Raw genomic sequence first — 12193 nt, forward strand, 5'->3', positions numbered from 1 at the left:
AGAGCGGCCGTCAGTTGCGGCCCTTGTCGACCAGCTTGTTCTTCGAGATCCAGGGCATCATAGCGCGGAGCTTGGCGCCGACCTCCTCGATCTGGTGCTGGTCGTTCAGGCGGCGCGTGGCCTTGAAGCTCGGCTGGCCCGCCTTGCACTCGAGCATCCAGTCGCGCGTGAAGCGGCCGGCCTGGATGTCGGCCAGAACCCGCTTCATCTCGGCCTTGGTCTCGGGCGTGATGATGCGCGGGCCGGTCCGGTACTCGCCGTACTCGGCCGTGTTCGAGATCGAGTAGTTCATGTTGGCGATGCCGCCCTCGTAGATCAGGTCCACGATCAGCTTCACCTCGTGCAGGCACTCGAAGTAGGCCATCTCGGGCGCATAGCCCGCCTCCACCAGCGTCTCGAAGCCGGCCCGGATCAGCTCGACCAGGCCGTCGCAGAGCACCGCCTGCTCGCCGAAGAGGTCGGTCTCGCATTCCTCGCGGAAGGTGGTCTCGATGACGCCCGAGCGGCCGCCGCCGATGGCCGAGGCATAGGACAGGAAGAGATCGTGGGCGTTGCCGCTCTTGTCCTGGTGGATGGCGATCAGGCACGGCACGCCGCCGCCCTTCTGGTACTCGCCGCGCACCGTGTGCCCGGGGCCTTTCGGTGCCACCATGCCGACGTCGAGGTCGTCGCGCGGCTCGATGAGGTTGAAATGCACGTTGAGGCCGTGCGCGAACAGGAGCGCGGCGCCCTGCTTCAGGTTGGGCGCCAGGTGCTCCTTGTAGATATCGGCCTGCAGCTCGTCGGGCGTCAGCATCATGACGACGTCGGCCCACTTGGCGGCCTCGGCGACGTCGAAGACCTTGAGCTTCTCGCCGGTGGCCTTGGCGGCCGAGGCCGAGCCCTTGCGCAGCGCGATGGCTACGTCCTTGACGCCGGAATCGCGCAGGTTCAGCGCGTGCGCGTGGCCCTGGCTGCCGTAGCCGACAATGGCAACCTTCTTCGACTTGATCAGATTAATGTCGGAATCACGATCGTAATAGACGCGCATCGGTCTCTCTTGTGGTTTGGAGATTAACGGTGAGTGGAACGGGCGGGGCCGACGCCCCGGAAGTGTCGAGAAGCGGGCGCTCCTGAAAGTCGGGCGGACGTTACATCGCCGGCCGGTCCTGATTCAACGGCCAATACGGCCTTGGACCGATACATATTGGTCTGCACCCGACCGCCGAGGATCGGCATGCGGATTAACATATCCGAAAGGCGCGGCGGCGCACTATGGACCGTTTTCACCGTTCCGGAAGCGTTCCCTCCATGCCCCCGTTCCCGTCCGCAGCACGCGCCGCCCTGCTCTGCCTCGCTGCCGCGCTCGGTGGCTGCGGCGACGGAACCAACCCGGCCGGCGCCAGCAAGCCCGCCGATACGCACGGCGTGATCGCGACTGCCGGCGACTGCGTTTCGTTCGGCGTCAACGCCGTCAAGGCGTGCGCCGCAGCGATCGAGCGTGCGGTCGCCGCCCACGAAGCGTCGTCGGCCTCGTACAACAACGTTCAGGCTTGTGAAAGCGCCATTGGCGAGAACCGGTGTGAGCGCTCGGCCGCCGGCACGTATCGGGCGCGGCTCTCCGCGTTCATGGTGACGATCGGCGCCAAATCGGCGCGCGCCGAGCCTCTCTATCCGGTCAAGGACGGCGGCATCGGCTTCCAGACCGCGGGCAACAGCAAGGTGCTCGCGAGCGACCAGAGCCTCGCCTTCTCGCGGCTCGCGCTTTCGGTCGCCGAAACGCAGGCTGCGCGGGGCAAGAGCGGAAAGCGCAAGCAGAAAATCTTCTAAAGCCGGTTGCGCGCAGGCAGAACCGCAGATCCTCTCCCCCTCGTGGGAAAGGACCGACGGCGCGCAAGACGTACGATACGTCCCTAATACCGGAAAACGCTGTTGGAGTCGGGCGGCCATCACATAGCCGCCGCGCCGCGCCCGATAGCCGCGATGCCGGTGCGCGAGACCTCGACCAGCCCCAGCTCCGTCATGAGACCGATGAAGGTCTCGATCTTGCCGGGCTTGCCGGTGACCTCGAAGACGAAGTGCTCGATCGACGTGTCGACGACCTGGGCGCGGAAGATCTCCGCCATGCGCAAGGCTTCGATGCGCTTGTCGCCCTTGCCGGTCACCTTCACGAGGGCGAGCTCGCGCTCGAGAGAGACGCCCTCGGAGGTCAAGTCGCGCACGCGGTGGACCGGCACCAGGCGCTCGAGCTGATGCTTGATCTGCTCGAGCACGGCCGGCGTGCCGCGCGTGATGACGGTGATGCGGGACAGGTGCTTCTCGTGCTCGGTCTCGGTCACCGTCAGGCTGTCGATGTTGTAGCCGCGGCCCGAGAACAGCCCGATCACTCGCGCGAGCACACCGGGCTCGTTGTCGACGAGCACCGAGAGCGTCCGCGTCTCGACCTCCTGTCTCAGCGCGGGGCCTGCGTAGTGGGTCTGTGGATTGGGATTGATCATCGGAGCTAATTCTTCTTTTCTTTCGCTTTCTTGTCCTCGAGCGCGCGCATGGCCTCCGGGAAGACGATGGAGAGGAACACCGGAAGCCCGTGCTCGTCGACCAGCTTCTTCACGTTGTCGGCGTAGGCCTGCGACTTGCGGTACTGGCTGAAGGCCAGCGAGATGCGCTGGCCCATGCTGTCGGCCAGCATCTGCGGCGAGGGAACGCCGAGCTTCTCCAACGCCTCGGGCGGCATGCGCGAATAGACCTGAATCAGCGTGCGCGTCTCGAGGTAGTCCTGGGCGATGCAGGCTTCGAAGCCCTCGCCGTAAGTCGAGGCGAGGCTGTGGGTCTTGTAGCAGTTGTCGATCAGTTCATAGGCCGCCTTCGCGCCCCGCGCGCGATGCAGACGTCCGAGCCGCTCCGCCGCTCCGCGGATGTTCGCGGCCTGATCCCAGGCTGCGGCCTCCGACGGATCGAACTCCGTCGCACCCCCAGCCGCAAACACGGCTGCGCCTCCGGTTGCGAGCGCACCGGTTGCGACTGTCACGGCTGCGGCGCGACGCAGACGACCGATCCGGTTCACACGAGCACCTTCCCTTCCTTGCCGATGGCCTTGGACACCTCCTCGTCGGAGACGTTCTCGCCAAGCAGCATCTCGTTGTGGGCCTTTCCGGACGGGATCATGGGGAAGCAGTTGGCCAGCTTTGCGACGCGGCAGTCGAAGAGGACCGGGCCCTTGGTGTTGATCATCTCGCTGATGGCGTCGTCGAGGTCGGCCGGGTGGTCGCAGCGCATGCCAGTCCAGCCGTACGCATCGGCGAGCTTGACGAAGTCCGGCAGGGCCTCGGTGTAGCTCTCCGACAGACGGTTGCCGTGCAGGAGCTGCTGCCACTGACGCACCATGCCCATGTACTCGTTGTTCAGGATGAACACCTTGACCGGCAGGCGGTATTGCACCGCCGTCGAGCATTCCTGGATGTTCATCAGGATCGAGGCGTCGCCCGCGACGTCGATGACCAGCGACTTCGGATGCGCGAGCTGCACGCCGATGGCGGCGGGCAGGCCGTAGCCCATGGTGCCGAGGCCGCCGGACGTCATCCAGCGGTTCGGCTCCTCGAAGTTGATGAACTGCGCGGCCCACATCTGATGCTGGCCAACCTCGGTCGTGATGTAGGTGTCGCGATCCTTGGTCAGCTCGTAGAGCCGCTGGCAGGCGTACTGCGGCATGATGTGGTCGGAGGAGTTCTTGTAGGAGAGCGACTTCCTCGCGCGCCAAGCGTCGATCTCCTTCCACCACGACTTGAGCGCGGCCTTGTCGAGCTGCGGGGCCTTGGCCTTCCAGACGCGCAGCATCTCCTCGAGCACATAGGCGCAGTCGCCGATGATCGGCAGGTCGACCTGGATGTTCTTGTTGATCGACGACGGGTCGATGTCGACATGGATCTTCTTCGACCCCGGTGAGAAGGCGTCGATGCGGCCCGTGATACGGTCGTCGAAGCGGGCGCCGATGTTGATCATCACGTCGCAATCGTGCATGGCCATATTGGCCTCGTACGTGCCGTGCATGCCGAGCATGCCGAGCCACTGCTTGTCGGAGGCCGGATAGGCACCGAGGCCCATCAGCGTCGACGTGATCGGGAAGCCGGACAGGCGCACGAGCTCGCGCAAGAGCTGGCTCGCCTTGGGGCCGGAGTTGATGACGCCGCCACCGGTATAGAACACGGGGCGCTTGGCGGAAGCCATCAGCTCCACCGCGTCGCGCACGGCGGCCACCTCCGGCTTCACCCGCGGCTTGTAGGTCTTGTGGGCGATGTTCGACGGGCCGACGTAGTTGCCGGGCGCGAACTGCACGTCCTTCGGAATGTCGATGACCACCGGCCCGGGGCGACCGGCCTTGGCGATGTAAAAGGCCTCGTGGATGATGCGCGCGAGGTCGTTGACGTTCTTCACGAGCCAGTTGTGCTTCGTGCACGGGCGCGTGATGCCGACCGTGTCACACTCCTGGAACGCGTCGTTGCCGATCAGATGCGTCGGCACCTGGCCGGTGATGCAGACTAGCGGGATCGAGTCCATCAGCGCGTCGGTCAAGCCGGTGACGGCGTTGGTGGCGCCGGGGCCGGAGGTCACCAGCGCGACGCCGACCTTGCCGGTGGAGCGCGCATAGCCTTCGGCGGCATGCAGCGCGCCGCCCTCCTGGCGCACAAGGATGTGCTTCACCTTGTCCTGCTGGAACAGCTCGTCGTAGATCGGGAGCACGGCGCCGCCCGGATAGCCGAAAACGTGCTCGACGCCCTGATCCTGGAGCGCCTTGATCACCATCTCCGCGCCCGTCATCGTCCGTGCCATGTAACTCTCCGCCTGCCGCACAATTGGTTCGCCGCCCCGCGGGTCTCGATCGCGGGCAGCCTCATCCTCGGGTGTCGTGGAGCTGGCACCCTATGGAGGCCAGGATGCAGGGTCAAGCTTTAGATTTAATAAAATCTACTAATTCTGATGTAAAACTTTCTATTTCTTGCGTATCTAACCATTTCCAAGACATCATATTGCGCCGAAGCCACGTGAGTTGTCTTTTGGCGTACTGGCGCGTCTCGGCTTTTGCCGCCTCGGCCGCCTCGGCGGCGCTCATGCTGCCCGCGATCAGTCGTGCGAGGGGGGCAACGCCGAGTGCGCGCATCGCCGGCAGTGTGGGACCGAGGCCCTGCTCCAGGAGCGCCTCCACCTCGTCGAGGGCGCCATGCTCCATCATCAGATCGAAGCGGGCGTCGATGCGCCGGCGCAGCGCGTCGCGCTCGGGAGACACGACGACGGCGCGCCCCTGCTCAACGGTCACCACCGGCTCGCCCGGCCGCTCCTGCCAGCGCGCGAGTGAGGTGCCGGTCGCCTCCAGCACCTCGAGGGCGCGCACGAGACGCTGCGGATCGGTGGGCCTGAGGCGTGCTGCCATCTCGGAATCGCGCTCCGCGAGGACGGCGTGCAGCGCCGCGGCGCCCTCCTCGCTTGCGCGGCTGCGCCAACGGGTGCGAATCTCGTCGGGGATCGGCGGAATGGGTGACAGTCCGTCGGTCAGCGCCTTGAAGTAGAGTCCAGTGCCGCCAACGATGATGGGAATGCTGTCCGCGCGCGCTGCCGCAGCGATGGCCGCCCGCGCCTCCGCCGCATAACGCGCTGCGGAATACGCGTCCGCCGCGGGCACATGGCCGTAGAGACGATGAGGCACGCGTTGCTCGTCTGCCTCGCTCGGGCGTGCCGTCAGCACATGCAGCTCGCGGTAGACCTGCATGGCGTCCGCGTTGATCACGGTGCCGCCCATACGCTCGGCGAGCGCAATCGCCAGCGCGGACTTGCCCGAGGCCGTCGGGCCTGCGATCAGTATGGGGGCATGCCCAGCCCTGTTCTCGCTCGCCATCAGCGGATCGACACCCATCTATGTTCGGCAGCCATCTGCGTCGCAAAAGCCTCGTGATTTCCTATATCGCTTACAAGCGATGGTCGGTGCTCTTGTTTCAGTTTGTCCTGGGCCTAGTGGTCCTCGGCATTCTCTTCGGCCTAACACACGTGCTCACGAGCGGCGCCAAACCGTGGGCAGGTGTGTTGTACTTTACAGCCTTCTTTCTTGGAGCTGAGGATCTGGTGCCCGGCGCAATCAACTCGGGCTGGCTGGCACCCGTCGCTGGCCTAGCACGACTGATTACCCATTCGCTGATCCTGGGCGCCATCGTTTTCAAGATGTTCGTCCCCGACGACGTTCTAGACTTTCGAAAGCGTCTATTGATACGTCCTGGCGTTCATGGGTGGGAGGCGCTTGTTCGTCTGTACAATGCCACCGATACGGATTTTTTTGACCTGACAGCTACGGCGCTCTTGCGCGCGCCGACAACAAACGGCGTCGTACCATTCGTACGAAGCATTCAAGTTGATATTGCCCCTGAGCGCGCCAATTGGCCCCTTTCTCTTCCTTTCGTCCCTTACACCCTAAGCATCCCATTACAATCATGCGATATCTACTACGAGGGAAGCCAGCCCAGGCTGCGGGCGCTAGCGGGTAACCCTGTGTCTCAGGTTTCCAACGACGGGCCTGGTGAATGTTACCTCATCGTTGCGGTGAGGGGGTTCGCGCCGAGTCTTGCGACCGAATTCGTGCAGACCAAGTGGTACAAGCTGAGTGGCAACGATGCAGACTACGAGTTCGGAGATTTCTACGACGTGCTCGTTGCACCCGGCTCTACGCCTCGTCATGCGGGCGGCAATGCCAGACACTGGCCGGGCTGGGACAAGTTCGAGCACGCGCGTCCGATCGCGCCACCACGCGCCCGGCGTCACGTGATCTTCGGCTACGGATCGCTGGTCGACATCGGGCGGCTCAGCGAGTTCCTGCAATCGGAAGGGCTCAAGCTTGGCGCGCACGAATACGCGACGCTGCGCGGGTTCCGCCGTGCCTGGAGCGTCGCGATGGACAACCGCAAGGACCTGCCCGACTACAAGTATTATCTCGACGCGCAGAGCGATGCGCGGCCGGACGTATACGTTGCGTTTCTCAATATCGAGCATGCGGGGGAGAGCGAGCTTTCGGCTTACGCGGAGCCGCCGGAGGTAACCGGCGTGCTGTTCGAGATCGATGAAGCCGCCCTCGCCATCCTCGACCGGCGCGAGCGCAATTATTGCCGGTGCGACATCAGCCGGTATTTCGCTGAGTTCGATGGACGCATATGGACCTACCTCGGGAGCCCCGAGGCCGAGGAGCGGTTCCGGATCGGGCTCATCGAGGGCTCGGTGGTGATCGATGCGGGCTACAAGCGTGAGGTAGAAACGGCGTTCCGTGACGCGAACATCCGCTACTCGGCCTATCAGGACCCGCATCTCGGAGAGATGCACCTGAGACGCATTGCGACGTAGCTTCCCGCTTACAGACTAGAAGAAACAGAAAAGACTACGCGATGACCGCATCAACGACTTGCACGCTCCTGCTCACCGCAGCGCCGGGATCCGGCGTGGTCACCGAGTCGGTAACGCAGGCGGCGCTTGGCGCACTTGCCGGCACGGCGGCGGACGTGCAGTGGCTGTCCCCCGGCGATGCCTGGGAAGCGCGTTTCGACCTCGCGGGTGCAAGCAGCCTGGCCGCGCAGTGCGACGCCGTCGCCCAGGCCATCGGACCGACGCCGGTCGACGTCAACATCGTTGCCGGAGAGCCTGATGCCCGGCGCAAGCGGCTGCTCGTCGCGGACATGGAAAGCACGATCATCCAACAGGAGCTGATCGACGAGATCGCGGAGATCGTGGGGTGCCGCGCCGAGATCGCCGCCATCACCGAGTCCGCCATGCGGGGCGAGATCGACTTCGAAACCTCCCTCGCTCAGCGTGTGGCGCTGCTCGCTGGGATCGAGGCGCACCGGCTCGAGGCGATCCTCGCCGGCGTGACGCTCATGCCGGGGGCCGAGTCGCTGGTGGCGACCATGCGCGCGAACGGAGGATGGACGGCGCTGGTCTCGGGCGGGTTCACGATCTTCGCCGAGCGGATCGCCGCGCGGCTTGGCTTCGATGCCGTGGTCGCCAACGTGCTCGAGATCGAGGGCGGGCAGCTCACGGGCCGGGTGCGGGAACCGATCGTCGGGCCGCAAAGTAAGGCCAATACGCTGAAGCGGCTCGCGGCAGAGGGCGGACTTCCGCTTTCGGAGACACTGGCCGTCGGCGATGGCGCCAACGACGTTGCCATGCTCGCGGCGGCGGGGCTCGGCGTTGCGTTCCGCGCCAAGCCAATACTCGCGGAGCAGGCGCGCGCGTTGGATACCGGCGCGGTCGTCACGCATGGCGACCTCACGGCGCTCTTGCACCTGCAGGGCTACGGTCGCAACGATATCGTCGTGTGCTAGACCTGGACGCGCCAGAACTCCTCCGCTCCATCTGGCAAAGTGGATAACACGCGGTCGAATGCAGGCTCGTCGACGTTCCTGCGCAAGGCGATGGCGACGTCACGAATGGCGCTGTCGGGTGCAAAGTTGTGGTCGCGACGCAGCGCCTGAGCCTCCCTTGTCATAGCAGCACGGTCGTCGAAGGGCCGCTGCGGCTGCTCCACATGCCAGTCATCGATGAAAAGTGCGCGGAGAAGGGGCGGCAGCGCGTTGGCGAACCGAATGGCGTCTCCCACGCCGAGGCGGCTGCGGAACATCTGAAAGACGCCCTGGACCATCGTGTAAACCTGATTGCGCGTCGCGAGGCCCGAGGCTTCGAGCGCGTCGTCCAGGAACTGCTCGAAGTCCTTCGCGGCCGTGCGGTACTCCATGGGTATGGTCACGCGATCGAAGCCTCCCTGGCTGATGCCCCTCGCGTCACGCGCGTCCGATCAGGCGACCGACGGCCAGCCGAAAACGCGACGCCGTCTCCTCGATGACCGGCCGCCATCGCGCCCACGCCCGCTTCGCCTCCAGGCGCACGCGCGTCTTCACCATGCGGCCGTAGCGCCAGGGCCACGACGCCCGGATGCTGGCAAACAGCGCCTCCTTCCACGGTATGATGACGTTGTAGATGGCGGCGAACCAGCCGATCTGCATGAGCGCGGGCCGGGTCAGCAGGAAGATGCGGGCGATGAGCGCGGTGGAAGCGATCTTCGCGCCGACGAACAGCATGCCGGCTGCGAGTACCTGTCCTGCCGCGAGCAGATACAGCGCCAGGAACTTCAGCGGAAACAGGACCGAGGTCGGCAGCGCGAGCACGACCAGGGCGCCATAGGGCGGGAGCCGCGCGATCATCTGCTCGACACGCGCCCAGGGCGCGAAGCGGGCCAGATACGCGAGCGCCTCGACCAGCGGGCGCCAGCCCCATTCCTCGAACAGTAGGATGAGAGCCGCTACGACTTGCAGCGCAAAGCTCAGCGAGGCGCGGATAAGATGCCACAGCGCGCGCAGACCCAGCAGCGCATGCACCACGACCCGGCGAAGGCGTGATCTCCCCTCCCGCCATGCGGCCTTGACGCCTTCGCGGAGCCGTCCCGACATCGCCGCTCCCGCGTCCTTCCCGACGCTGCACCCGGGTCAACATCTGCACCGGGCGACGCGCCTCTTCAGGTGCGTCGGCCCCTGTCCCCGGCGGGCAAGCCCCATGCGACATCTTTGCCATCTTACCCCGCGCGGCAGGGGTTTGACAGCTTCGCGTCTATTCTATACTTCAACACTCAAGAATCGTAGAAAACTCTAAAGGAGGAAACATGATCTCACGTTTCGGGCTCGCGGCCGTCGCCGCTCTGCTGCTCGCTGCACCGTTCGCCGGCTCCGCCTCGGCCGAGGAGATCGAGGTGAAGATGCTGAACAACAACGGCAAGGGCAAGTTCATGCTGTTCGAGCCGGAGGTCATCAAGGCGAAGGTCGGCGACACCGTCAAGTTCATTCCGACCAATAAGGGCCACAACGCGGAGATGATCCCCGACCTGTGGCCCGAGGGCGCAGCCGAGTTCAAGGGCAAGCTCAACGAGGAGATCGTGCTCACGATCGAGAAGCCCGGCGTCTATGGAATCAAGTGCCTCCCGCATTATCCGATGGGCATGATCGCGCTCGTCGTCGCGGGCGACGAACTGCCCAACAAGGGCCAGCTCGATACCTACAAGCCGTCTGGCACGGCGCAGAAGCGCTACGATGCGCTCAAGGAGCAGGTCGGCCAGTAAGCGAACACGCTATGATCGGCCGTGCGGCCGGTCAGTAGGCCGGCGGCTCGTCGAACGATGCGATTGCCCGGGGCTCCGCCTCGGGCAATTCCTGTTTGACGGTACGGTCGGGCGAGGCGCCGGAGCCGGCTTCCAACGCCGCGGCCAGCTCCTCGCGGGCCTTTTCGGCCTGGCGCTGGCGATTCCAGAGGCTGGCGTAGAGGCCGCCTCTCGAGATCAACTCCGCGTGCGTACCCTGCTCGACGAGGCGGCCCTTGTCGAGCACGATGATGCTGTCGGCATGCACGATGGTCGACAGGCGATGCGCGATGACCAGAGTCGTGCGGTCGGCGGCGACGCGGTCGAGCGCGTCCTGGATCTCCTTCTCGGTGTGGCTGTCGAGGGCGCTCGTCGCCTCGTCGAGCATCAGGATCGGCGGTCCCTTGAGCAGCGTGCGCGCGATGGCGACGCGCTGCTTCTCGCCGCCCGACAGCTTCAATCCGCGCTCGCCGACCATGGTCTTGTAGCCCTGCGGCAGTGCGGCGATGAAGCGGTCGATCTGGGCGAGGCGCGCGGCCTCCTCAACCTCCGCATCGGTGGCGTCGGGGCGTCCGTAGCGGATGTTGTAGAGGATCGTGTCGTTGAACAGCACGGTGTCCTGCGGGACCACGCCGATGGCGCGGCGCAGGGACTGCTGGGTGACGTCGCGGATGTCGTGGCCGTCGACGGTCACCGCGCCGTGCTCGATGTCGTAGAAACGAAACAGGATGCGCGAAATGGTGGATTTGCCCGCGCCCGAGGGGCCGACGATGGCGACCATCTTACCGGCCGGGACCTCGAACGAGATATCGTGTAGGATCGTGCGCTCGGCATCGTAGGAGAACGAGACGCGATCGAAGCGCACCGTGCCCTCGCGTACGACGAGCGGCTTCGCACCCGGCTTGTCCTCGACCTCCGGCTTCTCGGCCAGAAGCGCGAACATGGTCTCGAGGTCGACAAGGCCCTGCTTGATCTCGCGGTAGACCATGCCCATGAAGTGCAGCGGCTGATAGAGCTGGATCATGACGGCGTTGATCAGCACGAAATCGCCGACGGTGTGCGTGCCCGCCATCACCCCGCGGGCGGCGAGCCACATCACGAGCGTCATGCCGGCCGTGAAGATCACAGCCTGCCCCGAGTTCAGCACGCCGAGCGAGTAGTAGGTCTTGACGGCGGCCTTCTCGTAGCGGGCCATCGATGCGTCGTAGCGGCGCGCCTCGGCCTCCTCGTTGCCGAAGTATTTCACGGTCTCGAAGTTGAGCAGGCTGTCGATGGCCTTGGTGTTGGCCTCGGTGTCGCTCTCGTTCATCTCGCGGCGGATGGCGATGCGCCGCTCCGAGGCCCAGAACGTGAACCACATGTAGAGGGCGATGGTCGCGACCAGGATCACGACGTAGGTCCAGTCGAAATAGTACACGAGCAACCCCGCGACCAGGACCATCTCGACCACGGTCGGCGCGAGCTGCATCACACCCATGCGCACGATGAGATCGATGCCGCGCGTGCCGCGCTCGATCACGCGCGAGAGACCGCCCGTGCGGCGCTCGAGGTGGAAGCGCAAGGATAGCTTGTGCAGATGGCGGAAGGTGCGGTTGTTGAGCTCGCGGATGGCGTGCTGGCCGACGCGCGTGAAAAGCACGTCGCGGACCTGGTTCAGCACCATCATGACGACGCGGCCCGCGCCGTAGGCAACGATCAGCATGGCGACGCCGAACGCGAGGCTCTTGGCGGCAGCTTCGGGACCGGATAGGTCGGACGCGAGCCAATCGGTCGCCCACTTGAAGGCGACCGGCACGACGACGGTGACGCACTTCGCCAGCACGAGCACGACGAAGGCGGCGGCGACCTCGGCGCGCAGATCGGGGCGACCCGCGGGCCAGATGAGCGGCAACAGGCTCCTCAGCACGGCCCAATGGCTGACCTCGGTCGAGAGGCCGAGCAGATCCGGCCGCTCGCTGCGGCTTGCCGAGGAGGTCGCAATGTTCGTCGGTCTCATGTCTCGCTAGGAACCCCGTGCGCGTGCTCCGCCATCCAATCGCTACCGATACGCACGGGATGGCAGGA

The 12193-nt window shown here is 65.3% G+C and carries 12 protein-coding genes; 4 read left to right on the forward strand and 8 right to left on the reverse strand.

Annotation, left to right across the window (positions count from 1 at the left end; translation table 11 throughout):
• Positions 1–10: 10 nt before the first annotated feature.
• The gene (gene ilvC, locus IT540_RS11335) at positions 11–1030 is read right to left on the reverse strand and encodes a ketol-acid reductoisomerase (RefSeq protein ID WP_291177436.1); all 1020 of its coding nucleotides are present in this window, start codon (positions 1028–1030) and stop codon (positions 11–13) included.
• A gap of 260 nt (positions 1031–1290) precedes the next feature.
• Between ilvC and IT540_RS11340 the strand changes: the two genes are divergently transcribed.
• Positions 1291–1809, forward strand: coding sequence for a DUF1190 domain-containing protein (locus tag IT540_RS11340; protein ID WP_291177439.1), 519 nt, complete (start codon positions 1291–1293; stop codon positions 1807–1809).
• Positions 1810–1928: 119 nt separating this feature from the next.
• On the opposite strand, the gene ilvN is transcribed toward IT540_RS11340, so the two are convergent.
• The 4 genes from ilvN to miaA form a co-directional block, all read right to left on the reverse strand.
• Positions 1929–2477: an acetolactate synthase small subunit gene (gene ilvN, locus IT540_RS11345; protein WP_291177442.1), complete on the reverse strand. Its 549-nt coding sequence runs from the start codon at positions 2475–2477 to the stop codon at positions 1929–1931.
• Positions 2478–2482: 5 nt separating this feature from the next.
• Positions 2483–2965, reverse strand: a complete 483-nt coding sequence (locus IT540_RS11350) for a hypothetical protein (RefSeq protein WP_291177445.1) — start codon at positions 2963–2965, stop codon at positions 2483–2485.
• 74 nt (positions 2966–3039) lie between these two features.
• Positions 3040–4806 carry an acetolactate synthase 3 large subunit gene (locus tag IT540_RS11355; RefSeq protein ID WP_291177448.1) on the reverse strand — a complete coding sequence of 589 codons (1767 nt, stop codon included), beginning with the start codon at positions 4804–4806 and terminating at the stop codon, positions 3040–3042.
• A 112-nt stretch (positions 4807–4918) separates the two neighbouring features.
• Positions 4919–5884: a tRNA (adenosine(37)-N6)-dimethylallyltransferase MiaA gene (gene miaA, locus IT540_RS11360; protein ID WP_291177451.1), complete on the reverse strand. Its 966-nt coding sequence runs from the start codon at positions 5882–5884 to the stop codon at positions 4919–4921.
• Between the two features lie 2 nt (positions 5885–5886).
• Between miaA and IT540_RS11365 the strand changes: the two genes are divergently transcribed.
• Both IT540_RS11365 and serB read left to right on the forward strand, forming a co-directional pair.
• A complete protein-coding gene (locus IT540_RS11365) occupies positions 5887–7353 on the forward strand; it encodes a hypothetical protein (protein WP_291177455.1) in 1467 nt (488 codons plus the stop codon).
• A gap of 41 nt (positions 7354–7394) precedes the next feature.
• Complete coding sequence (serB, locus tag IT540_RS11370; RefSeq protein WP_291177458.1) at positions 7395–8327, forward strand: phosphoserine phosphatase SerB; 933 nt, start codon at positions 7395–7397, stop codon at positions 8325–8327.
• Here serB and IT540_RS11375 read toward each other — a convergent pair.
• Together IT540_RS11375 and IT540_RS11380 are read right to left on the reverse strand one after the other, a co-directional pair.
• Positions 8324–8749 (reverse strand): DUF2267 domain-containing protein, encoded by a 426-nt coding sequence (locus tag IT540_RS11375; RefSeq protein ID WP_291177461.1) that lies wholly within the window; start codon positions 8747–8749, stop codon positions 8324–8326. The two genes, serB and IT540_RS11375, sit on opposite strands and share 4 nt — an antisense overlap.
• A gap of 34 nt (positions 8750–8783) precedes the next feature.
• A complete protein-coding gene (locus IT540_RS11380) occupies positions 8784–9449 on the reverse strand; it encodes a hypothetical protein (protein WP_291177464.1) in 666 nt (221 codons plus the stop codon).
• Positions 9450–9658: 209 nt separating this feature from the next.
• Between IT540_RS11380 and IT540_RS11385 the strand changes: the two genes are divergently transcribed.
• Positions 9659–10111 carry a pseudoazurin gene (locus IT540_RS11385; RefSeq protein WP_291177467.1) on the forward strand — a complete coding sequence of 151 codons (453 nt, stop codon included), beginning with the start codon at positions 9659–9661 and terminating at the stop codon, positions 10109–10111.
• A gap of 31 nt (positions 10112–10142) precedes the next feature.
• Here the strand turns inward: IT540_RS11385 and IT540_RS11390 are convergent, their stop codons facing one another.
• Positions 10143–12125 carry an ABC transporter ATP-binding protein/permease gene (locus IT540_RS11390; protein ID WP_291177470.1) on the reverse strand — a complete coding sequence of 661 codons (1983 nt, stop codon included), beginning with the start codon at positions 12123–12125 and terminating at the stop codon, positions 10143–10145.
• Between the last annotated feature and the right edge of the window lie 68 nt (positions 12126–12193).

Origin of the sequence: Hyphomicrobium sp., assembly GCF_020852195.1 — a bacterium.
Classification (GTDB): Bacteria; Pseudomonadota; Alphaproteobacteria; order Rhizobiales; family Hyphomicrobiaceae; genus Hyphomicrobium_C.

Coding starts and splice junctions, on each gene's coding strand:
- IT540_RS11380 (WP_291177464.1), bottom strand. CDS start 9,449: ATGTCGGGACGGCTCCGCGAAGGCGTCAAGGCCGCATGGCGGGAGGGG.
- IT540_RS11355 (WP_291177448.1), bottom strand. CDS start 4,806: ATGGCACGGACGATGACGGGCGCGGAGATGGTGATCAAGGCGCTCCAG.
- IT540_RS11340 (WP_291177439.1), top strand. CDS start 1,291: ATGCCCCCGTTCCCGTCCGCAGCACGCGCCGCCCTGCTCTGCCTCGCT.
- ilvC (WP_291177436.1), bottom strand. CDS start 1,030: ATGCGCGTCTATTACGATCGTGATTCCGACATTAATCTGATCAAGTCG.
- serB (WP_291177458.1), top strand. CDS start 7,395: ATGACCGCATCAACGACTTGCACGCTCCTGCTCACCGCAGCGCCGGGA.
- miaA (WP_291177451.1), bottom strand. CDS start 5,884: ATGGGTGTCGATCCGCTGATGGCGAGCGAGAACAGGGCTGGGCATGCC.
- ilvN (WP_291177442.1), bottom strand. CDS start 2,477: ATGATCAATCCCAATCCACAGACCCACTACGCAGGCCCCGCGCTGAGA.
- IT540_RS11385 (WP_291177467.1), top strand. CDS start 9,659: ATGATCTCACGTTTCGGGCTCGCGGCCGTCGCCGCTCTGCTGCTCGCT.
- IT540_RS11365 (WP_291177455.1), top strand. CDS start 5,887: ATGTTCGGCAGCCATCTGCGTCGCAAAAGCCTCGTGATTTCCTATATC.
- IT540_RS11390 (WP_291177470.1), bottom strand. CDS start 12,125: ATGAGACCGACGAACATTGCGACCTCCTCGGCAAGCCGCAGCGAGCGG.